The sequence below is a fragment of the Micromonospora sp. NPDC049366 genome, from assembly GCF_044466625.1.
In the GTDB taxonomy this organism is placed as follows: domain Bacteria; phylum Actinomycetota; class Actinomycetes; order Mycobacteriales; family Micromonosporaceae; genus Micromonospora.
Genome location: NZ_JBITMV010000013.1, coordinates 112,253 through 135,112 on the forward strand (window position 1 = coordinate 112,253; position 22,860 = coordinate 135,112).

Sequence of the window (22,860 nt, forward strand, 5' to 3'; positions counted from 1 at the left end):
GTGGCGTACGCGGCCGGCGAGCGGTGCGGATGGTCTTCGCGGCCAAACGCGCCTGGTACCGGCTGCGGTACCGGGGGCTGACGCTGGGCCGCGACGTCGAGATCCGCGGCCGGATCCGGCTGCGCCGTGGGGTCCGGGTGCACATCGGCGACCGCACCCGGCTCAACAAGCTGGTCCGCTTCGCCGGGTCGGGCGAGGTGCGCGTCGGGGCGGACTGCCTGCTCAACGCGACCTGGATCGGCAGTTGGACGTCGGTGACGGTCGGCGACCGCTGCCTGCTGTCCAACTGTGAGCTCCTGGACAGCGACTTTCACAACCTGCCGCCGGCCCAGCGGCACGAGCCGCCGAACCGGTTCACCCGGGCGCCGATCGTGGTCGAGGAGAACGTCTGGATCGGCGCGCACGCGCTGGTCCTCAAGGGCGTGCGGATCGGCCGGAACTCGGTGGTCGGCGCGGCGACGGTGGTCCGGGAGGACGTCCCACCCGCGGTCGTGGTCGCGGGCAATCCCCAACAGACGGTGAAGAAGTTCCATGACTGATCCTGTGCCCGTTGTGTGGGCTCCCGGCCGTGCGGCGGCCGGCCCGCCGATCCGTACGCTGACGCTCAGCGACCTGCTCCGCGTGCCGCTGCACCGGTCGAGGCTGGTCGCCGGTGCCGCCCTGGCCGGTCTGCTGGCCGCGCTCGGTTACCTGCTCCTGGTGCCGCCGGCGGTCACCGCCAGCGCGGTGGTCGCCGTCCGGCCGGTCGTCACCGACGCGTTCACCCCCAGCGGCGCGGGAGCGGACCGCGCGGTCAACATGAACGTGGAGAGCGGCATCGCCACCGGCACCGCCGTGGTGCAGCGGCTCGCCGACGCGGTCGGGGACGACCCGCGCGACGTCCGGGACGCGCTGGAGGTCGAGGTGCCCACCGGCGGCCAGATCCTGCGCTTCCTCTACCAGGCGCCCGGGCCGCAGCGGGCGGTACGCAGCGTCAACCTCGCCGCCGAGGCCTACCTGGACGTGCGTCGCACCATGTACGAGCAGCAGCGCGCCGAGATGCTCCGCTCCTACGACGAGAGCATCGCGAAGGTGATCGCCCAGCAGGGCGCGGTGCAGCGGCGGGTCGGCGCGGTGCGGGGCACCGCCGGAGCGGACGCGGCCGTGGCCGAGCTGGCCGGGATCAACAGCCAACTGACCCAGCTCAACGCCGCGCGCACCGAGATCGCCGCCGTCGACGTGAACCCCGGTTGGGTCACCCAGGTCGCCGAGCGGGCCCTGGTCTCCGCCGCCGGGACCCGACCCCTGCACCTGCTCGCCGGCCTGCTCGGCGGCCTGCTCGCCGGGGTGGTGCTCGCGTACCTCCTCGAGTCGGTGGACCGGCGGGTCCGGTCGGTGGCCGACGGCCGGGAGCTGACCGGCCTGCCGTTGCTCGGCACCGTGCGCCAGTCGCGGCTGCGCGCCGGGCGGCGGGCCGTCGACGCCGACCTGCGCTACGTGGCGATGGCGATCGCCGAGCGGGTGCACCAGCCGGCCCGGGTGTCCCTGGTCACCGCCCGGGAGGACCCGACCCCGCTCACCGCCGGCCTCGCGGTGGCCCTCGCCGCGGAGGGCCGCGACGTCTTCGTGGCCGACGACAGCGGTCGCGGGGAGCTGCTGCGCGACACCGTGCTGGTCGACCGGGTGCGCCTCGACATCGGCGCCGACCCGACCCAGCGGATCGTGCCGAAGCCGCGCCCCGCGGGGACGCCGGCCGCGGGGAGCGCGGTGCAGTCGGTGGTGGCCCGGCGACCCTCCCCGCACCCGCCGGGCGCCCGCCCGTCGACCGACGCGGACGCCACCCTCACGCTGCCCCGGCCGCGCTACGGCCACGGCGGCGCCAACGGCCGCCCGACCGGCGCCGACGAGGTGGCGGTGGGCCTGGGTCACATCCGCATCGGCACCTGGCGGCAGGGCGCCGACCACGAGCTCGTGCTCTACAACGCTCCGCCCGCCGAGGCGGACGAACGGGGCGTCGCCGTCGCCCGCCAGGGCACCGCCGTGGTGGTGGTGGAGCGGGACCGGACCCGGCAGGACGACCTGCGCCGGCTCGTGGACCGGCTGCGGGCCGCCGGGGTGACCCCGCTCGGGTTCGTGCTCACCCGCAGCGGCCGGGTCTGACCGTGGCGGTGACGCGGGCACCGGCCAGCACCGACCCGGCCGGGGAAGCGCCCCGGCCGGCGGGGCCGACCGCACCGCTGCCCGCGCCGCCGCTGCTGCCGATCTGGCCACTGGCGGTGATGTTCGGCCTGGTGCCCCTCTGGTGGCTGGCCGGCGTCTTCTACCTGGGCTGGCCGCTGATCGGCGGGCTGCTGCTCGCCCTGCTGCTCACCCGGGGCCGGGTGCCGCTGCCCCCGGCGACGGGGATCTGGCTGCTGTTCCTCGCCCTGGTCGTGGTGAGCGCCACCCAGCTGCCGTCGGGCACCGCGGTGCTCACCTTCGCGCTGCGGCTCGCGTTCTACGTCACCGCCCTGATCGTCGGGGTGTACGCCCACGCCGCCGCCCGGGAGCGCGCCGACCCGGTGGCCGTGCTGGCGCCGCTGTGCGCGTTCTGGCTGGGCCTCGTGGTGCTGGGCTGGCTCGGGGTGCTGGCACCGAGGCTGGAGTTGACCACGCCGGTGGAGGCGCTGCTCCCGGACCCGCTCGCCCAGGTCCCGTTCGTCCACGACATGGTGCACCTGGCGACCAGCGAGTTCAGTGCCCGCTCACTGAACCCGATCTACCGGCCGGCGGCGCCGTACGCGTACACGAACGCCTACGGCAGCGCGTACGCGATGACGCTGCCGTGCGTGGTCGGCTTCGTCATGCTGTGGCGACGGGGGCCGCTGCGCTGGCTGCTGCTCGCCTCGGTGCCGCTGTCGCTCCCGCCGGCGTTCCTCACCCTGAACCGGGCGATGTTCCTCAGCCTCGGCGTCGGCCTGGCGGTGCTGGGCCTGCGGGCGGCGCTGCGGGGCAACCCCCGGGTGGCCCTGTCGGTCGTCGGGGTGGTGATCGCGGCGGCCGTGGCCGCCTGGATCGTGCCGGTCGCCGACTTGATCACCGAGCGGGTACGCCGCAGCGACAGCACCACCGACCGGCTCTCCCTCTACACGGAGGTGCTGCACCGGGTGCGCGACTCACCGTGGCTGGGCTACGGCGCGCCGGTCGAGGTGGACACCGTCTCCGCGGAGGCGCCGATCGGCACCCAGGGCCAGCTCTGGCTGGTGCTGTTCAGCCACGGCGTGCCCGCGCTGCTCTGCTTCCTCGCCTGGTTCGGCGTCGCCGCGGTGATCTGTGCGCGGGCCACCTCGGCCGCCGGTCAGTGGCTCGCGGTGGTGCCGGTGGTGTGCCTCGCGCAGATCCCGTTCTACGGCATGGCCAACCAGAACATCGCGGTCGCCTGGTACGCGGTCGCCGTCGCGATGGTGCTGGCCGGGCGGGAGGCACGCGCCGGGTCGACCGGTCGGGCCCGGCCCCGCGTGGCGGTGCCCGCGTGACCGCCTCCGCCGCCGACGCGCATCCCCGCGGCGCCGGCGCCGCCGCCGTGCATCGGCCGGCCGGCGGCTCGGGTGGGGCGGGCGGGTCCGGTGTCGACGGTGCGGCCGAGACCCGGCGCAGCGCCCGCAGCGGCATCGCCGGCCTGCTCGGCGCGGCCACCAGCGGCCTGTTCGGCTTCCTGCTCGCGGTGGTGATCACCCGTGGCTACGGACCGACCGGCGCGGGGGCCTTCTTCGCCGCGGTCGGTGTGGTCACCGTGGCCACCGGCGTCTGCACCCTCGGCGCGGAGACCGGGCTCATGTGGGCGCTGCCCCGACGACGGCTCGGCGTACCCGGCGACGCCGCCCGGGTGCTGCCGGTGGCGCTGCTCCCCCCGCTGCTCGTCGCGGTGCTGGTCGCCGTCGCCGGGGTGCTGGCCGCCGACTCGCTCGCCCCCCGGCTGCTGGACGGCTCCGGCGCCGAGGGCCCGCCCCTGCTGGCGGTCACCTTCGCGGTGGTTCCGATCGTGGTGGGGATGACGCTGCTGCTCGCCGCGGTGCGCTGCGTGCGGCCGATGCGCGCGTACGTCGGGGTGCAGTTCGTCCTGCTGCCGGTCGCCCGGCCGGCGCTCGTCGGGGCGGCGGCGCTGACCGGCGGCGGGCTGCTGGCCGGCATGACCGGTTGGCTGGTCCCCGCGGCGCTGGCCCTGCTGGTCTGCCTCGCGCTGGTCGCCGGCCCGCTCGGCGTGCCCGCCGGCGCCCGGCTACGCCCCACGCCGGCCGACTGGTCGACGTTCTGGCGCTTCGCGCTGCCCCGGGCCGCATCGGCCGCGATCGACGCGGGCAGCATGTGGGTGGGTGTCCTGCTCACCTCGGTGCTGGCCGGGCAGGCCGACGCGGGGGTCCTCGGCGCGGTCGGCCGGTACGTCCTCGCCGGCCAGTTGGCCATGCAGGGGCTGCGGGTGGCCGTGTCGCCGCAGCTGTCCCGGCTGCTCGGGCTCGGCGAGCGGGCCGCCGCCGCGGCGGTGCACCGGCAGTTGACCGCCTGGTCGCTGGTGCTCTCCTGGCCGGTCTACCTGCTGCTCGCCGCGTTCGGGCCGGCGTTCCTCGCGCTCTTCGGCCCGGAGTTCGGCGCCGGCGCGCCGGCGCTGGCCGTGCTCGCCCTGGCCATGCTGGTCAACACCGGGGTGGGCAACGTCCAGAGCCTGCTGCTGATGGGCGGCCGCAGCGGGCTGCACCTGGCCGCCACACTGGCCGGCCTGCTGGTCACGGTCACCCTGGGCCTGCTCCTGATCCCGGGACACGGCGCGACCGGTGCGGCCCTGGCCTGGGCGGCCGGCATCGTCACCGAGAACCTGACCGCCGCCGGCTGCGCCCGGGCCGTGATCGGACAGCCCCTGGTCGACCGGGCGCTGGGGCGCGCCGCCCTGGCGACCGTCGGCGTGGTCGGCTGCGCGGCGCTGGCCGGCGCGTCCGTCGCGGGACGCGGGATCCCCGGGCTGGTGCTGACGCTGGGCGTGCTGGCCGTCGGGGGGGTCGGCCCGGCGACGATGCCCGGGGTGCGGCGGCGCGTCCGGGCGACGGTGAGGCAGCTGCGCGGGCCGGAGGCGGCACCACCGCCCGGCATGCCCGCGCCGACGAGGGGCAGGTGACGTCCGCGGTGTCGTCCATGCGGGACCGGGTGAAGCAGCTCGTGCCGACCCAGGTGACCAGGCGCGTGAAGGAGTCCCTGGTCGACTACGGGGTGCGGACCAGCGACCGGCGACCGCTGCCGGACTTCCTCATCATCGGCACCAAGCGGGGCGGCACCACCTCGCTGTGGAACTACCTGATCCAGCACCCGCTGGTGCCGCGCCTCTTCCCCGCCTGGAACACGAAGGCGACGCATTACTTCGAGGAGAACTGGTTCCGGGGCGAGGCGTGGTACCGCTCGCACTTCCCGACCGACCGCCAGCGGGGTCTGCTGGAGAGCCGGTACGGCGGGCCGGTGCGGGTGGGCGAGGCCGCCCCGCTGTACATGTTCCACCCGCTCGCCGCCGGGCGGGTCGCCGCGCTGATGCCCTCGGTACGGCTGATCGTGCTGCTGCGCGACCCGGTCGAGCGGGCGTACTCGCACTGGAAGGAGCGGCGGACGCACGGCGTCGAGCCGCTGGGCTTCGCCGAGGCACTGGCCGCGGAGCAGGCGCGTACGGCGGGGGAACGGGAGCGGCTGATCGCCGAACCGGGCTACCACAGCCACCGCCACGACTGGTACAGCTACCGGGCCCGGGGGCGCTACCTGGAGCACCTGGAGCCGTGGCTGGACGCCTTCGACCGGCAGCGGCTGCTCGTCCTGGCCAGCGAGGACCTCTACCGCGACGCTCGTGCCACCTACCGCCGCACGCTGGACTTCCTCGGGCTGCCCCCGTACGACCTGCCCGACTTCCAGGTCTACAACGAGCGTCGATCGGCGCCGCTCGGCTCGGCGCTGCGCGCCGAGCTGACCGCGTACTACCGGCCCCACAACGACGCCCTCCGGCGGCGGCTCGGGCTGGACCTCGACTGGCCGGACCGGGCGCGGTGACCGAGGAGGTCGGGCGCGGGCCGTCCGCCGGCCGCAGGCGGGACGCTGCCGACGTGAGCCGGCGGGACGTGCCGTCGACCGACCCACGGTCCCGCGCCGACGGGCTCGGCTGGGTGAGCCGCGCCCTCTTCGGCGACGACCGGGTCACCCTGACCGTGGGCGGCGCCCCACCGGTCGGGCACCGCGCCGTCGCCCGGTACGCGGTGGTGCCGTCGCTGTCGCGGGCCCGGTTCCTGCTGCCGCTCGGCGCGCCGCGGGTCACGGCGGCGGCGTTGCTGGCGTACAACGCGCTGCGCCCGCCGGCGGTGCGCGCGGCCCGGGCGGCCCTCGGTGGGCTGTCCCGCCTCGGCGTGGCCGGCCCGGCCTTCCCCACCCTCACCGTGGCCCTGCCCGCCGGCGTCAGCCCCGGTGACGCGCTGCTGGCCGAGCGGCTCGCGGTGGAGCTCGGCGGCGCGTCGCTGCACGCCGCCTGCGGGGTACGACCACCGGACCCGAACCACAAGCCCACCCTCCAACTCTTCGACGCGGACGCCCGGCCTCGCGGCTACGCGAAGATCGGCTGGAATGGCGCGACGCGTGCCCTGGTGACCGCCGAGGCGGCGGCGCTGCGTGCCCTCGCCGCGACGAGCGTGGTGCCCGGGCACCCGCTGACGCCCCGCCTGCTCACCGAGATCACCTGGGCGGGGCAGGTGGTGGCGGTGGTCGAGCCCCTGCCACCGCGCGTACGCGGCATGCCGGTCACCGAGCCGCCCGCGGTCGACGCGCTGCTCGCGGTCGCCCGGCGAGGTCGCCCGGCGGGGGAGCGCCGGCCGCTCACCGGGTCGCCCTTCCTGTCCCGCCTGGTCGCCGAGGCGACGCGGGCCGCGACGGCCGACCCGTCCGGGCGCGCCGCGCTCGCGGCCGTCGCGGACCTGGAGCGGCGGCACGGCGAAACGTGTGTCGAATTCGGACACTGGCACGGCGACTGGGTGCCGTGGAACCTGGGGCGGCATGCCGACCGGCTGGTCGCCTGGGACTGGGAGCACAGTGGAGCCGACGTGCCGCTCGGCTTCGACCTGGCACACGACGCCTTCCAGCGGGCCCTGGTGCTGGGCGGGCGGCCGGCGGACGTGGCGGCACGCGCGGTCGACACCGAACTCGACCGGTACGGCGACCGGCTCGGCCTCGCGCCGGCGCAGCGGCGGCTGGTGGCCGACGCGTACCTGCTGGAGCTGTGGCTGCGGACCTGGCGGCTGGCGGACGCGGGGGCGGGCTGGAACACCGCCCTTCATCCGGCGTTGTTGCAGGTCACAGCGGCGCGTTCAGCCGGGATCCGGACTTATCGCCACGCCGATGAGCGTTGACCCGTGCCGGAGAGTGACGGAAGAATTGCCACTCGTGACGGTGGTCGAGGGGTGGCCTCCGGTCGATCGCGCCGTTCGCGGGCGCGCGACATCGGCTGACCCCACCGGTCGTCACCATCCGCCGGCCGGTCGGCCCGAGGGCTACCGCCAGGCGTCGACCGGAATCCAAGCGAGCGTGTGGGGAGTCGCGTGGACAGGAACAACGAGGACGCGGGTCCCGCGACCCTGCTGCTGGTCGGGTCGAGCGGCGGTCACCTCGCCCAACTGCTGGCCCTGCGGCCGTGGTTCGAGCGGTGGCCGCGCTGCTGGGTCACCTTCGACACCCCGGAGGCGGTGTCGCTGCTCGCCGACGAGCAGGTGGTGCCGGCCCACCACCCGACCACCCGCAACCTGCCGAACCTGCTGCGCAACACCCGGCTCGCCTGGCGTGTGCTGCGCCGTCGGCGGATCGCCGCGGTGGTCACCACCGGCGCCGGGGTCGCCGTGCCGTTCGTGGTGCTGGCCCGGCTGCGGCGCATCCCCACCGTCTACATCGAGGTGTACGACCGCATCGACACCCCGACGCTCACCGCTCGGCTCTGCCGGCCGTTCCTCTCGGTGATGCTCGTGCAGTGGGACGAGCAGCGCCGGCAGTACCCGGAGGCGACCGTCGTGGGGACGCTGCTGTGACCGGGGACCCGACCGGCGGGGCGCCGGTCGACCAGCGGGTCGTGGTGACCGGGCCGGCGGTGCGCTCCGACCTCGGCGAACCGGGGCGGGTGCCGCGGCAACGTGACGGCGTCGGCGCCGGCTGCCTGGCGCTCCTGCTCGCCGTCGGCACCGACACGCACCCGTTCGAGCGGCTGGTCAGGTGGGTGGAGGAGTGGCACGGCGACGCCGCCGCCGACCTCCGTCTCACCGTCCAGCACGGGCACACGCGATCACCGGCGCTGCCCGGTGCGGTGCCGTTCCTCCCCCACGACGCGTTGCAGGCCGCGCTGGCCGACGCCGACCTCGTGGTCTGCCACGGCGGGCCGGCGACCATCCTGGAGGCCCGCCGGCACGGGCGCCTGCCGATCGTCGTGCCCCGGGACCCGGCCCGGGGCGAGCACGTCGACGACCACCAGCAGCTCTTCGCCCGACGCCTCGGCGCCGCCGGCCTGGTGGCCCTCTGCGAGTCGCGGGAGGCGCTGCGTGACGCGCTGGCCGCCGGGCTGGCCGACCCGACGCGGTACGCGGTGGCGGCCGACCCGGGGGCGCGGGCCGCGCAACGGGCGGCGGTGGCCCGGGTCGGGCGGATCGTGGACGACCTGGTCGCCGCCGCGTCCTGCCGACGACCCTGGTGGCGGCCCTGGCCGAAGCCGGGCGACGGCGCGGGGCGGGATCACGGCGCGGGGCGGGGCCGATGATCGCCGCGCCGAGCGTCGGCGTGGTGGTGCCCACCCGGGACCGGCCGCAGCTGCTCCGCGCCGCCGTACGCGCGATCCTCGACCAGGAGCACCCCGGCGCGATCGAGGTCGTGGTGGTCCACGACCGTTCCGAGCCGGATCCGTCGCTCGCCGAGCTGTCCCGGCCCGGCCGTCGGGTTCGGGTGGTCCGCAACGATCGCACCCCCGGGTTGGCGGGGGCGCGCAACACGGGTGCCCTCGCGGTCGACGGCGAGCTGGTCGCGTTCTGCGACGACGACGACGAGTGGCTGCCGGGCAAGCTGGCCGCCCAGGTCGCCGCCCTCGCCGCCGCCCCGCACGCCCACTTCGTGAGCTGTGGCATCCGGGTGAACTACGACGGGCGGCACGTCGACCGGGTGCTCGACCTCGACCGGGTGACGCTGGCCGACCTGCTCCGGGACCGGTTGACCGAGCTGCACCCGTCGACGTTCCTGATGCGCGCCGCGGCGCTGCGCGACGGGTTCGGGCTGGTCGACGAGGACATCCCGGGCAGCTACGCGGAGGACTACGAGTTCCTGCTCCGCGCCGCCCGCGACGCGCCGCTGGTCAACCTGCCCATCCCGTACGTGCTGGTGCGTTGGCATCCCCGGTCGTACTTCGCCCAGCGCTGGGACACCATCGCCGCCGCCCTCCAGTGGCTGCTCGACCGCTATCCCGAGTTCGCCGCCCAACCGGCCGGCCGGGCGCGGGTCACCGGGCAGATCGCCTTCGCCCGCGCCGCCGCCGGGCAGCGTCGGGACGCGGTGCGCTGGGCCCGGCAGACGCTGCGTCGCAACCCACGTGAACCGCGGGCCTACCTGGCGCTGGCGGTGGCCGGCCGAATGGTCCGCCCCGACGCGGTGCTGCGCGCCCTGCACCGGCGCGGCCGAGGAGTCTGACCCCGCCCGCCCGCCCGCCTGCCCGCCTGCCCGCCCGCTCGCGTCTCGGCTCGGACCGGTCGTCCCGGCTCCGCACCGGTTCTCCCGGGCCTTCTACCGGTCGTCGCGGGCCCCGCGCCGGTCGATGTGCTCGTGGGCGTCATGACTCAGAGGCATAAATATGCCGCTGAGTCATGACGCCCACCGCGAATACGGCGGCCGGAAGGCCGGGCGCAGGGTGATCATGCGCCGGGGACAGGGCGGCATCCGGCCGACGGGGGTCGGTGCCGTCGCGGGGCGCGCCGCTGCGAAGAGGGCGGCCGCCGATGCCGGCGGTGACCACGCGAGGGCCGGCGCTGTCGCGGTGCCGAGATGATCGACTCCGCTTCCCTGAAGTCGGGGTGTTCGTGGCGGCCGGACACCCCGACAGCACTGATCCCGAGTGGATCATGGCCGGGCGGGGACGTCGTCCCGGGCACGCGCCTCCGCACGCGCCGTCCCGGCACGCGTGGCGGGGCTGTCGCCGTCGATGGAGGGGCAGGTCGGCGGGGGCGGGGCGTTCGCGGGCCGGGCGCCTCCGTCCGCAGGGCGGGACGGGGCGGGCACCGCACCGGATCGACCACCCGGCGTGACAGACTGGCCGCTGTGTTGCGCTGGCTGACTGCAGGTGAATCCCACGGACCCGCCCTCGTCGCGCTGCTGGAGGGGGTGCCCGCCGGGGTCGAGGTGACCACCGGCGAGATCGCCGCCGAGCTGGCCCGCCGCCGGTTGGGCTACGGTCGGGGCGCGCGGATGTCGTTCGAGCAGGACGAGGTCGAGATCATCGGCGGCCTGCGGCACGGCGTCACCATCGGCAGCCCCTTCGCCGTGCGGGTGGGCAACTCCGAGTGGCCGAAGTGGCGCACGGTGATGGCGGCCGACCCGGTCGACGCGGAGGAGCTCGCCGGGCAGGCCCGCAACGCCCCGCTCACCCGCCCCCGCCCGGGGCACGCGGACCTCGCGGGCATGCAGAAGTACGGCCACACCGACGCCCGGCCGATCCTGGAGCGGGCGAGCGCCCGGGAGACCGCCGCCCGGGTCGCGGTCGGCGCCGTCGCCAAGGCCCTGGTGAAGCAGACCCTCGGCATCGAGATCGTCTCGCACGTCGTGGAGCTGGGCTCGGTCGCCGCGAAGCCCGGCCTGCGCCCGCGCCCGGAGGACGCCGACCGCATCGACGCCGACCCGCTGCGCTGCCTCGACCCGGAGGCCAGCGCCCGGATGGTCGCCGAGGTCGACGCCGCGAAGAAGGCCGCCGACACGCTCGGTGGCGTGGTCGAGGTGCTGGCGTACGGGGTGCCGCCGGGTCTGGGCAGCCACGTGCAGTGGGACCGGAAGCTCGACGCCCGGCTGGCCGCCGCGCTGATGTCGATCCAGGCCATCAAGGGTGTGGAGATCGGCGACGGCTGGCAGCAGGCCCGCTCCCGGGGTTCCGAGGCGCACGACGAGATCGTGCCCACGGCCACCGGCGTGCGGCGGATCACCGACCGGGCCGGTGGCCTGGAGGGCGGCATCACCACCGGCGAACCGCTGCGGGTGAAGGCCGCGATGAAGCCGATCTCGTCGCTCAACCGCGCCCTGGCGACCGTGGACGTGACGACCGGCGAGCCGGCCACCGCGATCAACCAGCGGTCGGACGTGTGTGCGGTGCCCGCGGCGGCGGTGGTGGCCGAGGCGATGGTCGCCCTGGTGCTCGCCGAGGCGACGGTCGAGAAGTTCGGCGGCGACTCGGTGGCCGAGATCCGCCGCAATCTCGCCGGCTACCTGGACTCGCTGGTGATCCGGTGACCCGGCCGGTCTGCGTGCTGGTCGGTGCACCCGGCTCCGGCAAGACCACCGTCGGCCGGGCGCTCGCGGACGCGCTCGGGGTGGAGTTCCGCGACACCGACCTGGACATCGAGACGCTGGCCGGCAAACCGATCCCGGAGATCTTCGTCGACGAGGGCGAGGCGCACTTCCGTACGCTGGAACGGGCCGCGGTGGCCGCGGCGCTCGCCTCCTGCGACGGGGTGCTCGCCCTCGGCGGCGGCGCCGTCCTCGCCGACGAGACCCGCGCCGGGCTGGTGGGACACACGGTGGTGCACCTGTCGGTGGAGCTGTCCGACGCGGTGAAGCGGGTCGGCCTGGGCGCCGGGCGACCCCTGCTGGCGATCAACCCGCGGGCCACGCTCAAGCACCTGATGGACCAGCGTCGCCCGCTCTACGCGGAGGTGGCCACGGCGACCGTGGCCACCGACGGGCGGTCCCCGGAGGAGATCGCCGCGGAGATCGCCGCCCTGCTGCGGCGTTGACGACTCCCGACTGGATTAGGCTGCCCGCGATGGACGACGTGACCCGGATCCCGGTCGGCGGCGAGCGGCCGTACGACGTGCTGGTGGGACGTGACCTGCTCGACACCCTCCCCGGCCTGCTGCCCGGGGCGACGCGGGTGGCGTTGCTGCACGCCGCTCCGCTGAAGGCCCTGGCCGACGCGCTCGGCGAGCGGCTGAGCGCGGCGGGCGTCGTCCCGTTGACGATCGAGGTGCCGGACGCCGAGGCGGGCAAGCAGATCGACGTCGCCGCCGCCTGCTGGGACCGGCTCGGCGCGGCCGGGTTCACCCGCAGCGACGCGGTCGTCGGGGTGGGCGGCGGCGCGGTGACCGACCTGGCCGGTTTCGTGGCCGCCTGCTGGCTGCGCGGCGTGCGCTGGGTGCCGGTGGCCACCTCCCTGCTCGGCATGGTCGACGCCGCCGTGGGCGGCAAGACGGGGATCAACACCGACGCGGGCAAGAACCTGGTCGGCGCCTTCCACCCGCCGGTCGGGGTGCTCGCCGACCTCGCCACCCTGGACAGCCTGCCGCCGAGCGACCTGGCCGCCGGCCTGGCCGAGGTGGTCAAGTGCGGTTTCATCGCCGACCCGGTGATCCTCGACCTGGTCGAGGCCGACCCGGTGGCGGCGACCGACCCGGCCGGGCCGGTCGCTCGGGAGCTGATCGAGCGGGCGATCCGGGTCAAGGCCGACGTGGTCTCCGGTGACCTGCGTGAGTCCGGCGTCCGGGAGGTGCTCAACTACGGCCACACCCTCGCCCACGCGATCGAGAAGGTGGAGGGCTACCGCTGGCGGCACGGGCACGCGGTGGCCGTCGGTCTGGTCTACGCGGGCGCGCTGGCCCGGCTCGCCGGCCGGCTGGACGCCCCGACCGCCGAGCGGCACCGCACCACGGTCGCCGCGCTCGGCCTGCCCACCGCCTACCGGGCCGACGCGTGGCCGCGGCTGCTGGCTGCGATGCGGGTGGACAAGAAGGCCCGGGGTGACCGGCTGCGCTTCGTGGTCCTGGACGGGCTGGCCCGCCCCGCGATCCTGGAGGGCCCGGACGACGCGCTGCTGCGCGCCGCGTACGACGAGGTGGCCCAGCCGTGAAGGTGTACGTGCTGAACGGGCCGAACCTCGGCCGGCTGGGCACCCGCCAGCCCGAGGTCTACGGCGCGACGACGTACGCGGACCTGGTGGCGCTCTGCGAGTCGACCGGCCGGGCGCTGGGGCTGGACGTGACGGTGCGGCAGACCGACGCCGAGCACGAGTTGATCGGCTGGCTGCACGCCGCCGCCGACGAGGGCGCGGCGGTGGTGCTCAACCCGGCCGCCTGGTCGCACTACTCGTACGCGGTGCGGGACGCCTGCGCCCTGCTGCGCGGCCCGCTGGTCGAGGTGCACATCTCCAACATCCACGCTCGGGAGGAGTTCCGGCACCACTCGGTGGTGTCCGCGGTCGCCACCGGGGTGATCTGCGGCCTCGGGGTGGACGGCTACCGGCTGGCCCTGCACCACCTCGCCGCCCGCCCCGCCTGACCGGGCCGACCGGGGGGCGGACAGCGCCCGACGGCGCGACTTGGCGCAGCTAGTAGACTTGGCCAGTCTGTCCGCCAATTGATGATCAAGGCAGGAAATGGCCACCACCAACGACCTGAAGAACGGCCTGGTACTCAACCTCGACGGGGAGCTCTGGGCCGTCGTCGAGTTCCAGCACGTCAAGCCCGGTAAGGGTGGTGCGTTCGTGCGTACCACGCTGAAGAACGTGCTCTCCGGCAAGGTGGTCGACAAGACCTTCAACGCGGGCACCAAGGTCGAGACCGCCACCGTCGACAAGCGCACGATGCAGTACCTCTACGCCGACGGCGAGGACTTCGTCTTCATGGATCTGGAGACCTTCGACCAGATCACCGTGCCCGGCGGCACCGTCGGCGAGGCGGCCAACTACCTGCTGCCCGAGGCGGAGGCGACCGTCGCCACCCACGAGGGTGTGCCGCTCTACATCGAGCTGCCGACCAGCGTCGTGCTCGAGGTCACCTACACCGAGCCGGGCCTGCAGGGCGACCGGTCGACCGGCGGCAACAAGCCGGCCACCGTCGAGACCGGCGCGACCGTGCAGGTGCCGCTCTTCATCACCACCGGCGAGAAGATCAAGGTCGACACCCGCGACGGCCGTTACCTCGGCCGCTCCTGATGGCTGAGGGTCCCAAGCAGCAGATGCCGGCGCGCCGCAAGGCGCGCAAGCGGGCGCTGGACGTGCTCTTCGAGGCCGATCTCCGCGACCGGCCGCCGGTGGAGGTGCTGGCCGGCTACCTGCAGCGGATCGAGCGGCCGCACCCGGAACACCTGGGCTACGCGGTCGGCCTGGTCGAGGGGGTCGCCGCGCACCTGGACCGGATCGACGAGCTGATCGCCAGCTACACCGAGGGCTGGACGCTGGACCGGATGCCCGTCGTCGACCGCAACCTGGCCCGGATCGCGGTCTACGAGCTGCTCTACGTCGACGAGATCGACGACGCGGTGGCGATCAGCGAGGCGGTGGAGCTGGCCCGGCAGATGTCGACCGACGACTCGCCGCGCTTCCTCAACGGGGTGCTCGGCCGCATCGCCGAGTACGCGACCCGCTGAGCGTCCGCACCATCGAAAAGGGCCCGTGCCGGACGGCACGGGCCCTTTCGGGTGGAACGACAGCTCAGGACGCGAAGAACGCCCGGGGGTCGGCCACCAGCACGCCGTGCTCGGTGAGCCGCTCGATCAGGCCCGACGGCGAGGCGTCGTAGACGATCGCCAGGGCGCGCAGGTCGTCGGCCCGGATCGAGAGCACCCGGCCGTTGTAGTCGCCGCGCTGCTGCTGGATGGCGCGGGCGTAGCGGGCGACGTACGCGAGGTCCTCGGAGGCCTCGTCGTAGAGCCGCTCCAGGTCCAGGACGATCTTGCTGGTGGGCTCGTGGCGCACCCCGCTGCCGTCGGGGAGCAGCTCCGAGACGGGAACGCGGTAGAAGTCGGCCAGCTCGGCCAGGCGGGACACGGTGACGGCGCGGTCGCCACGCTCGTACGAGCCGACCACCACGGCCTTCCACCGCCCGTTCGACTTCTCCTCCACACCCTGCAGGGAGAGACCCTGCTGCTGGCGGATGGAGCGCAGGCGGGCGCCCAGCGACTTGGCGTATTCAGAGGGCATTCGGACACTCCCAGTGCTGCGGGGGTTCTCCCAGCGATTCGCTACGGAGCGTGACGGTACGGGGATTGCGACACGCGGTCAAGTGGTCGTGACCCTCCCGTTGGGGAGCAGCGGGGGAGTTATCCCCATTTCGGCGAGCTGATCCGATGGTCAGTGGGTGCCGCGCGGCCGGCCCGGTGACCACTGGTAACGTGGCGAGAAGCCCCGGCCCTGGCGGTTGCGCCGCCGGCCGAAGGTGTCCGACATCCTTTAACGACCCGTCCCGTGAGGCGGGGAAGGAGGTCCGCCGTGGCCTACCCACCGGCTGCCCAGTCGCCGCCCACGCGGCAACCCTCGGTGAAGGTGATCCTCGCCGCTGCCGACGTGCACCGCGTGGTCGACCGCATCGCCCACCAGATCCTCGAGAAGACGCAGGGCGCCGCCGACACGGTCCTGCTCGGCATCCCCACCCGGGGTGTGCCGCTCGCCCGGCGGCTCGCCGCCCGGATCAGCACCTTCGAGGACGTCACCGTCCCGGTCGGTGTGCTCGACATCACTCTCTACCGCGACGACCTGCGCCGGCACGCCACCCGCGCGGTCGGGCCGACCCAGCTGCCCGCCAGTGGGATCGACGGCAAGCGGGTCGTCCTCGTCGACGACGTGCTCTTCTCCGGCCGTACCGTCCGGGCGGCGCTGGACGCGCTCAGCGACGTCGGCCGGCCGGCCTCGGTGCAGCTCGCCGTCCTGGTCGACCGGGGCCACCGCGAGCTGCCGATCCGCGCCGACTACGTGGGCAAGAACATCCCGACCGCCCGGACCGAGAGCGTCCGGGTGACGCTCGCCGAGGTCGACGGCGCGGACGAGGTCAAGCTGTACGGAGGCGACATCTCGTGATCAGGCACCTGCTCTCCGGTGGCGACCTGGACGCGGCCACCGCCACCCGGATCCTCGACACCGCTGCCGAGATGGCCACGGTCGCCGGCCGTGAGGTCAAGAAGCTGCCCGCCCTGCGGGGCCGGACCGTGGTGAACCTCTTCTACGAGGACTCCACGCGCACCCGGATCTCCTTCGAGGCGGCCGCGAAGCGGCTGAGCGCCGATGTGATCAACTTCTCGGCGAAGGGCTCCAGCGTCACCAAGGGCGAGAGCCTGAAGGACACCGCGCTGACCCTCCAGGCGATGGGCGCCGACGCGGTGGTGGTCCGTCACCCCGCCTCCGGCGCCGCGCACCGGCTGGCCGAGTGGGTGGACGGGTCGGTGGTCAACGCCGGCGACGGCACCCACGAGCACCCCACCCAGGCGCTGCTCGACGCGTACACCATGCGGTCGCGCCTGGGCCGGCTGGCCGGCCTCTCCGTGGCGGTCGTCGGCGACGTGCTGCACAGCCGGGTGGCCCGCTCCAACGTGCTGCTGCTCTCCACCCTCGGCGCCAAGGTCACCCTGGTCGGGCCGCCCACGCTCATCCCGCTCGACATCGCCCAGGCACTCGCGCCGGGCACCGACGTCAGCTACGACCTCGACGCGGTGCTGCCCGCCTCGGACGTGGTGATGATGCTGCGGGTGCAGCGCGAGCGGATGAACGACTCCTACTTTCCGTCCGCCCGCGAGTACGCCCGCCGCTACGGTCTGGACGGGCCGCGGATGCGTCGGCTGCCGGAGCACGCGATCGTCATGCACCCCGGTCCGATGAACCGGGGCATGGAGATCACGCCCGAGGTGGCCGACTCGCCCCGCTCCACCATCGTCGAACAGGTCGCCAACGGGGTCTCCGTCCGGATGGCCGTCCTCTACCTGCTGCTCGGGGGGAACAACGCATGACCGCGTACCTGGTGAAGGGCGTCAGCGTGCTCGGCGCCGCGCCGACCGACCTGCTGATCCGCGACGGCGTGGTGGCCGAGGTCGGCGCCGACCTGGCCGCCCCGGGCGCCACCGTGGTCGACGCCGCCGGGCTGGTCGCCCTGCCCGGCCTGGTCGACCTGCACACCCACCTGCGCGAGCCGGGCCGGGAGGACGCCGAGACGGTCGAGTCCGGGTCCCGGGCGGCGGCGCTCGGCGGCTACACGGCGGTCTGCGCGATGGCGAACACCTCCCCGGTGGCCGACACCGCCGGCGTGGTCGAGCAGGTCTGGCGGCTGGGCCGCGAGGCCGGTCTGGTGGACGTGCAGCCGATCGGCGCGGTGACCGTCGGCCTGGCCGGCCAGCACCTCGCCGAGCTGGGCGCGATGGCCGACTCCGCCGCGCGGGTGCGGATCTTCTCCGACGACGGGCACTGCGTCGCCGACCCGCGGCTGATGCGCCGGGCGCTGGAGTACGTGAAGGCGTTCGACGGGGTCATCGCCCAGCACGCCGAGGAGCCCCGGCTCACCGAGGGCGCGCAGATGCACGAGGGCGAGGTGTCGACCCGGCTCGGCCTGACCGGCTGGCCGGCGGTCGCCGAGGAGGCGATCATCGCGCGCGACGTGCTGCTCGCCGAGCACGTCGGCAGCCGCCTGCACGTGTGTCACGTCTCCACCGCCGGCAGCGTCGAGGTGCTGCGGCAGGCCAAGGCCCGCGGGGTCCGGGTCACCGCCGAGGTGACCCCCCACCACCTGCTGCTGACCGACGTCCGCGCCGAGACGTACGACCCGGTCTACAAGGTCAACCCGCCGCTGCGCACCGACGCGGACGTGGCCGCGCTGCGCGCCGCGCTGGCCGACGGCGTGATCGACATCATCGCCACCGACCACGCGCCGCACGCGGTGGAGGACAAGGAGTGCGAGTGGGCGTACGCCCGGCCCGGCATGCTCGGGCTGGAGACGGCGCTGTCGATCGCGCTCGACGTGCTCGGCCCGCGCTGGGACCTGATCGCCGAGCGGATGTCCCGCACCCCGGCCCGGATCGCCGGGCTGGACGGGCACGGCGTCGACCCGGCGCCGGGCGCCCCGGCCAACCTGACCCTGGTCGACCCGGCCGCCCGCCGGGCGGTCGATCCCGCGGAGCTGGCCAGCCGCAGCCGCAACACCCCGTACGCCGGCATGACGCTGCCGGGTCGCATCGTGGCGACCTTCCTGCGCGGTGAGCCGACGGTGCTCGACGGAAAGGCAACCAAGTGAAGAGGCGTCCAGCGATTCTGGTGCTGGAGGACGGCCGGACCTTCCATGGCGAGGCGTACGGCAGCGTCGGGGAGACCTTCGGCGAGGCGGTCTTCAACACCGGCATGACCGGCTACCAGGAGACCCTGACCGACCCGTCCTACCACCGGCAGGTGGTGGTGCAGACCGCCCCGCACATCGGCAACACCGGCGTGAACGGTGAGGACGACGAGTCCGCCCGCATCTGGGTGGCCGGGTACGTGGTGCGCGACCCGGCCCGCATCGGCTCGAACTGGCGGGCCACCGGCGGGCTGGAGGACCGGCTCGCCGCCGAGGGCGTGGTCGGCATCAGCGGCGTGGACACCCGGGCCCTCACCCGGCACCTGCGCGAGCGGGGCGCCATGCGGGTCGGCATCTCCAGCGTCGAGGAGGACCCGCGTGCCCTGCTGGCGCGGGTCCGGCAGGCGCCGGAGATGGTCGGCGCGGACCTCTCCGCCGAGGTGACCACCGCCCAGCCGTACGTGGTGAAGGCCGAGGGCGAGCACCGGTTCACGGTCGCCGCCCTGGACCTGGGCATCAAGCGCAACGTGCCGCGCCGGCTGGCCGCCCGGGGGGTCACCACCCACGTGCTGCCCGCGTCGTCGACCATCGACGACCTGCTCGCGACCGGCGCCGACGCGGTCTTCTTCTCACCCGGGCCGGGCGACCCGGCCACCGCCGACGGGCCGGTCGGCCTGGCGCGCGAGGTGCTGAGCCGGCGGATCCCGCTGTTCGGCATCTGCTTCGGCAGCCAGATCCTCGGCCGGGCGCTCGGCTTCGGCACCTACAAGCTGGGCTACGGCCACCGCGGCATCAACCAGCCGGTGCTCGACCGGGCCACCGGCAAGGTCGAGGTGACCAGCCACAACCACGGCTTCGCGGTCGAGGTGCCGGGCGCGCGGGCCGGGGCGGTCGTTCCGGACCAGGTGATCGAGACCGAGTTCGGCGGCGTCCAGGTGTCGCACGTCTGCCTCAACGACAACGTGGTCGAGGGGCTGCGGGCGAAGGACGTGCCCGCGTTCACCGTCCAGTACCACCCGGAGGCGGCGGCCGGTCCGCACGACGCGGACTACCTCTTCGACCGTTTCGCCGAGCTGATCGAGGGCCGGGGCCTCGACGTGAATCACAGTGAAGGCGGCAAGAATGCCTAAGCGGACCGATCTGAAGCACATCCTGGTGATCGGCTCCGGGCCGATCGTGATCGGGCAGGCGTGCGAGTTCGACTACTCCGGTACCCAGGCCTGCCGGGTCCTGCGCAGCGAGGGGATCCGGGTCAGCCTGGTCAACTCCAACCCGGCCACGATCATGACGGACCCGGAGTTCGCCGACGCCACGTACGTCGAGCCGATCACCCCCGAGTTCGTCGAGCTGGTCATCGCCAAGGAGCGGCCGGACGCGATCCTGCCGACCCTGGGCGGGCAGACCGCGCTGAACACGGCGGTCGCCCTGCACGAGGCCGGCGTGCTGGAGAAGTACGGCGTGGAGCTGATCGGCGCCAACATCGAGGCGATCAACCGCGGCGAGGACCGGCAGTTGTTCAAGGACATCGTCGCCAAGGCCGGTGTCCGCCTCGGCCTGGCGGATCCGGCCGCCCTGGTGCCCCGGTCGCGGGTCTGCCACTCGATGGACGAGGTCCGGGAGACCGTCGCCGAGCTGGGCCTGCCGGTGGTGATCCGGCCGTCGTTCACGATGGGCGGTCTCGGCTCGGGCATGGCGCACACCTCGGAGGACCTGGAGCGCATCGCCGGCGCGGGCCTGGCGGCCAGCCCGGTGCACGAGGTCCTCATCGAGGAGAGCGTGCTCGGCTGGAAGGAGTACGAGCTCGAGTTGATGCGCGACCGCCACGACAACGTGGTGGTGGTCTGCTCGATCGAGAACGTCGACCCGATGGGCGTGCACACCGGCGACAGCGTCACCGTCGCCCCGGCCATGACCCTCACCGACCGGGAGTACCAGCGCCTGCGCGACCTCGGCATCGCGGTCCTGCGTGAGGTCGGTGTCGACACCGGCGGCTGCAACATCCAGTTCGCGGTGAACCCGGCCGACGGCCGGATCGTCGTGATCGAGATGAACCCGCGGGTGTCCCGCTCGTCGGCACTCGCGTCGAAGGCCACCGGCTTCCCGATCGCCAAGATCGCGGCCAAGCTCGCCATCGGCTACACGCTGGACGAGATCCCCAACGACATCACGCTGAAGACCCCGGCGGCCTTCGAGCCGACGCTGGACTACGTGGTCGTCAAGATCCCCCGGTTCGCCTTCGAGAAGTTCCCCGGCGCGGACCCGGAGCTGACCACCACGATGAAGTCGGTCGGCGAGGCGATGAGCCTCGGACGCAACTTCACCGAGGCGCTGAACAAGGCGATGCGCTCGATGGAGACGAAGGCGGCCGGGTTCTGGACGGTCCCCGACCCGGCGGGCGCGACGAAGGAGAACACCCTCGCCGCGCTGCGCGTCCCGCACGACGGCCGGCTCTACACCGTCGAGCGGGCGCTGCGGCTGGGCGCCACCATCGCCGAGGTCGCCGACGCGTCCGGCGGGATCGATCCCTGGTTCCTGGACCAGATCGCCAGCCTGGTCGAGCTGCGGGCGGAGATCGTGGCGGCCCCGGTGCTCGACGCGGAGCTGCTGCGTCAGGCCAAGCGCGCCGGCCTGTCCGACCGGCAGCTGGCCGCGCTGCGTCCGGAGCTGGCCGGCGAGGACGGCGTACGGCGGCTGCGGCAGCGGCTGGACATCCGGCCGGTCTACAAGACCGTGGACACCTGCGCGGCCGAGTTCTCCGCCACCACGCCGTACCACTACTCCTCCTACGACAGCGAGACCGAGGTCGTCGGGTCGTCCCGGCCGAAGGTGCTGATCCTCGGCTCCGGCCCGAACCGCATCGGCCAGGGCATCGAGTTCGACTACTCGTGCGTCCACGCCGTCCAGGCGCTGCGCGGCGCGCCCGCCGGCGGCGCCGGGGCGTCCGGTGGCGGCGGCGCCGGCTTCGAGACGGTCATGGTCAACTGCAACCCGGAGACCGTCTCGACCGACTACGACACCGCCGACCGGCTCTACTTCGAGCCGCTCACCTTCGAGGACGTGCTGGAGGTCTGGCACGCCGAGGACTCGTCCGGCAAGGCCGCCGGCGGGCCGGGTGTCATCGGGGTCATCGTGCAGCTCGGCGGGCAGACCCCGCTGGGTCTGGCGCAGCGGCTCAAGGACGCCGGGGTGCCGATCGTCGGCACGTCGCCGGAGTCCATCCACCTCGCCGAGGAGCGGGGGGCGTTCGGCGCGCTGCTGGCCCGCGCCGGCCTGCGCGCCCCGGCGCACGGCCTCGCCACGTCGTACGACGAGGCGAAGGAGATCGCCGAGGAGATCGGCTACCCGGTGCTGGTGCGTCCGTCGTACGTGCTCGGTGGTCGTGGCATGGAGATCGTCTACGACGACCCGACGCTGCGGGACTACATCGGCCGGGCCACCGACATCTCCCCGGACCACCCGGTGCTGGTGGACCGGTTCCTCGACGACGCCATCGAGATCGACGTGGACGCCCTCTGCGACGCCGACGGCGAGGTCTACCTCGGCGGCGTGATGGAGCACATCGAGGAGGCGGGCATCCACTCCGGAGACTCGTCCTGCGCCCTGCCGCCGATCACCCTGGCCGGCTCGCACCTGGCCGAGGTCCGCCGCTACACCGAGGCGATCGCCCGGGGTGTCGGGGTGCGGGGCCTGCTCAACGTGCAGTACGCGCTCAAGGACGACGTGCTCTACGTCCTGGAGGCGAACCCCCGCGCGTCGCGGACCGTCCCGTTCGTGTCCAAGGCGACCGCGGTGCCGCTGGCCAAGGCGGCCGCCCGGATCGCGCTCGGCGCCACCATCGCCGAGCTGCGCGCCGAGGGCCTGCTCCCGGCGACCGGGGACGGCGGCAGCATGCCGGCCGACGCCCCGATCGCGGTCAAGGAGGCGGTGCTCCCGTTCAAGCGTTTCCGCACCCGGGCCGGCAAGGGCATCGACTCGCTGCTCGGGCCGGAGATGAAGTCCACCGGTGAGGTGATGGGCATCGACACCGGCTTCGGGCAGGCCTTCGCCAAGTCGCAGGCGGCCGCGTACGGGTCGCTGCCGACCGGCGGGCGCATCTTCGTGTCGGTCGCCAACCGGGACAAGCGCGGGATGATCTTCCCGATCAAGCGCCTGGCCGACCTCGGTTTCGAGATCGTGGCGACCGCCGGCACGGCGGAGGTGCTGCGCCGGCACGGCATCGCCTGCGAGCAGATCCGCAAGCACTACGAGGCGGGCCAGGGCGAGGACGCGGTGTCGATGATCCTCGGCGGCGACGTGGCACTGGTGATCAACACCCCGCAGGGCTCGGGCGCGAGCGCCCGCTCCGACGGGTACGAGATCCGCAGCGCGGCGGTCACCGCGGACATCCCGTGCATCACCACGGTGCCCGGCGCGGCCGCCGCGGTCATGGGCATCGAGGCGCGGATCCGCGGCGACGTGCGGGTCCGCCCGTTGCAGGAGCTGCACGCCGCCCTGCGAGCCGCCCAGTGACAGCCCCCGGCCGGCTCGCGCTGATCACGAAGTTGTCGCCCGCCGCCGCGGCGTGTCGCGGCGATAACTTCAT

The 22,860-nt window shown here is 74.3% G+C and carries 21 protein-coding genes; 20 read left to right on the forward strand and 1 reads right to left on the reverse strand.

Annotated features, from left to right (window positions below; all coding sequences use genetic code 11):
• The first annotated feature begins 29 nt into the window (after nt 1-29).
• From ACIBTV_RS19530 to nusB, 15 genes are all read left to right on the forward strand, one after another.
• Nucleotides 30-539, forward strand: a complete 510-nt coding sequence (locus tag ACIBTV_RS19530; protein ID WP_396706890.1) for an acyltransferase — start codon at nt 30-32, stop codon at nt 537-539.
• Nucleotides 532-2,139, forward strand: a complete 1,608-nt coding sequence (locus ACIBTV_RS19535) for a lipopolysaccharide biosynthesis protein (RefSeq protein ID WP_396706707.1) — start codon at nt 532-534, stop codon at nt 2,137-2,139. The genes ACIBTV_RS19530 and ACIBTV_RS19535 overlap by 8 nt, the downstream gene beginning before the upstream one ends.
• Before the next feature lie 8 nt (nt 2,140-2,147).
• Nucleotides 2,148-3,494, forward strand: a complete 1,347-nt coding sequence (locus ACIBTV_RS19540) for an O-antigen ligase family protein (protein WP_396706709.1) — start codon at nt 2,148-2,150, stop codon at nt 3,492-3,494.
• On the forward strand, nt 3,491-5,125 hold the full coding sequence (locus ACIBTV_RS19545; protein WP_396706711.1) for a lipopolysaccharide biosynthesis protein: 1,635 nt from the start codon (nt 3,491-3,493) through the stop codon (nt 5,123-5,125). The genes ACIBTV_RS19540 and ACIBTV_RS19545 overlap by 4 nt, the downstream gene beginning before the upstream one ends.
• A gap of 8 nt (nt 5,126-5,133) precedes the next feature.
• On the forward strand, nt 5,134-6,036 hold the full coding sequence (locus ACIBTV_RS19550) for a sulfotransferase domain-containing protein (protein WP_396706892.1): 903 nt from the start codon (nt 5,134-5,136) through the stop codon (nt 6,034-6,036).
• Nucleotides 6,037-6,089: 53 nt separating this feature from the next.
• Complete coding sequence (locus ACIBTV_RS19555; protein WP_396706713.1) at nt 6,090-7,379, forward strand: hypothetical protein; 1,290 nt, start codon at nt 6,090-6,092, stop codon at nt 7,377-7,379.
• A gap of 189 nt (nt 7,380-7,568) precedes the next feature.
• Nucleotides 7,569-8,048 carry a UDP-N-acetylglucosamine--LPS N-acetylglucosamine transferase gene (locus ACIBTV_RS19560; protein WP_396706715.1) on the forward strand — a complete coding sequence of 160 codons (480 nt, stop codon included), beginning with the start codon at nt 7,569-7,571 and terminating at the stop codon, nt 8,046-8,048.
• 44 nt (nt 8,049-8,092) lie between these two features.
• Entirely contained in the window at nt 8,093-8,767 is a 675-nt protein-coding gene (locus ACIBTV_RS19565) for a glycosyltransferase (protein WP_396706894.1), read from the forward strand.
• Nucleotides 8,764-9,684: a glycosyltransferase gene (locus ACIBTV_RS19570; protein WP_396706717.1), complete on the forward strand. Its 921-nt coding sequence runs from the start codon at nt 8,764-8,766 to the stop codon at nt 9,682-9,684. The genes ACIBTV_RS19565 and ACIBTV_RS19570 overlap by 4 nt, the downstream gene beginning before the upstream one ends.
• A gap of 624 nt (nt 9,685-10,308) precedes the next feature.
• Nucleotides 10,309-11,487 (forward strand): chorismate synthase, encoded by a 1,179-nt coding sequence (gene aroC / locus ACIBTV_RS19575; RefSeq protein ID WP_396706719.1) that lies wholly within the window; start codon nt 10,309-10,311, stop codon nt 11,485-11,487.
• Nucleotides 11,484-11,990 carry a shikimate kinase gene (locus tag ACIBTV_RS19580; protein WP_396706721.1) on the forward strand — a complete coding sequence of 169 codons (507 nt, stop codon included), beginning with the start codon at nt 11,484-11,486 and terminating at the stop codon, nt 11,988-11,990. Before aroC ends, ACIBTV_RS19580 begins: the two co-directional genes overlap by 4 nt.
• Nucleotides 11,991-12,019: 29 nt before the next feature.
• A complete protein-coding gene (gene aroB / locus ACIBTV_RS19585; protein WP_396706723.1) occupies nt 12,020-13,099 on the forward strand; it encodes a 3-dehydroquinate synthase in 1,080 nt (359 codons plus the stop codon).
• On the forward strand, nt 13,096-13,527 hold the full coding sequence (gene aroQ, locus ACIBTV_RS19590) for a type II 3-dehydroquinate dehydratase (RefSeq protein WP_396706725.1): 432 nt from the start codon (nt 13,096-13,098) through the stop codon (nt 13,525-13,527). Before aroB ends, aroQ begins: the two co-directional genes overlap by 4 nt.
• 97 nt (nt 13,528-13,624) lie before the next feature.
• A complete protein-coding gene (gene efp / locus ACIBTV_RS19595) occupies nt 13,625-14,182 on the forward strand; it encodes an elongation factor P (protein WP_396706727.1) in 558 nt (185 codons plus the stop codon).
• Between the two features lie 23 nt (nt 14,183-14,205).
• A complete protein-coding gene (gene nusB, locus ACIBTV_RS19600) occupies nt 14,206-14,616 on the forward strand; it encodes a transcription antitermination factor NusB (RefSeq protein WP_396706896.1) in 411 nt (136 codons plus the stop codon).
• A 64-nt stretch (nt 14,617-14,680) separates the two neighbouring features.
• On the opposite strand, the gene ACIBTV_RS19605 is transcribed toward nusB, so the two are convergent.
• Nucleotides 14,681-15,169 (reverse strand): transcriptional regulator, encoded by a 489-nt coding sequence (locus ACIBTV_RS19605; RefSeq protein WP_013285505.1) that lies wholly within the window; start codon nt 15,167-15,169, stop codon nt 14,681-14,683.
• Between the two features lie 288 nt (nt 15,170-15,457).
• Here ACIBTV_RS19605 and pyrR point away from each other — a divergent pair, with 288 nt between their 5' ends.
• The 5 genes from pyrR to carB are packed head-to-tail and all read left to right on the forward strand — an operon-like array spanning nt 15,458 to nt 22,787.
• Nucleotides 15,458-16,042 (forward strand): bifunctional pyr operon transcriptional regulator/uracil phosphoribosyltransferase PyrR, encoded by a 585-nt coding sequence (gene pyrR, locus ACIBTV_RS19610; protein ID WP_396706729.1) that lies wholly within the window; start codon nt 15,458-15,460, stop codon nt 16,040-16,042.
• Nucleotides 16,039-16,965, forward strand: a complete 927-nt coding sequence (locus ACIBTV_RS19615) for an aspartate carbamoyltransferase catalytic subunit (protein WP_396706731.1) — start codon at nt 16,039-16,041, stop codon at nt 16,963-16,965. Before pyrR ends, ACIBTV_RS19615 begins: the two co-directional genes overlap by 4 nt.
• Nucleotides 16,962-18,239, forward strand: a complete 1,278-nt coding sequence (locus ACIBTV_RS19620; RefSeq protein ID WP_396706732.1) for a dihydroorotase — start codon at nt 16,962-16,964, stop codon at nt 18,237-18,239. The genes ACIBTV_RS19615 and ACIBTV_RS19620 overlap by 4 nt, the downstream gene beginning before the upstream one ends.
• Entirely contained in the window at nt 18,236-19,408 is a 1,173-nt protein-coding gene (carA, locus tag ACIBTV_RS19625) for a glutamine-hydrolyzing carbamoyl-phosphate synthase small subunit (RefSeq protein WP_396706734.1), read from the forward strand. Before ACIBTV_RS19620 ends, carA begins: the two co-directional genes overlap by 4 nt.
• The gene (gene carB / locus ACIBTV_RS19630) at nt 19,401-22,787 is read left to right on the forward strand and encodes a carbamoyl-phosphate synthase large subunit (RefSeq protein WP_396706736.1); all 3,387 of its coding nucleotides are present in this window, start codon (nt 19,401-19,403) and stop codon (nt 22,785-22,787) included. Before carA ends, carB begins: the two co-directional genes overlap by 8 nt.
• Nucleotides 22,788-22,860 lie beyond the last annotated feature (73 nt).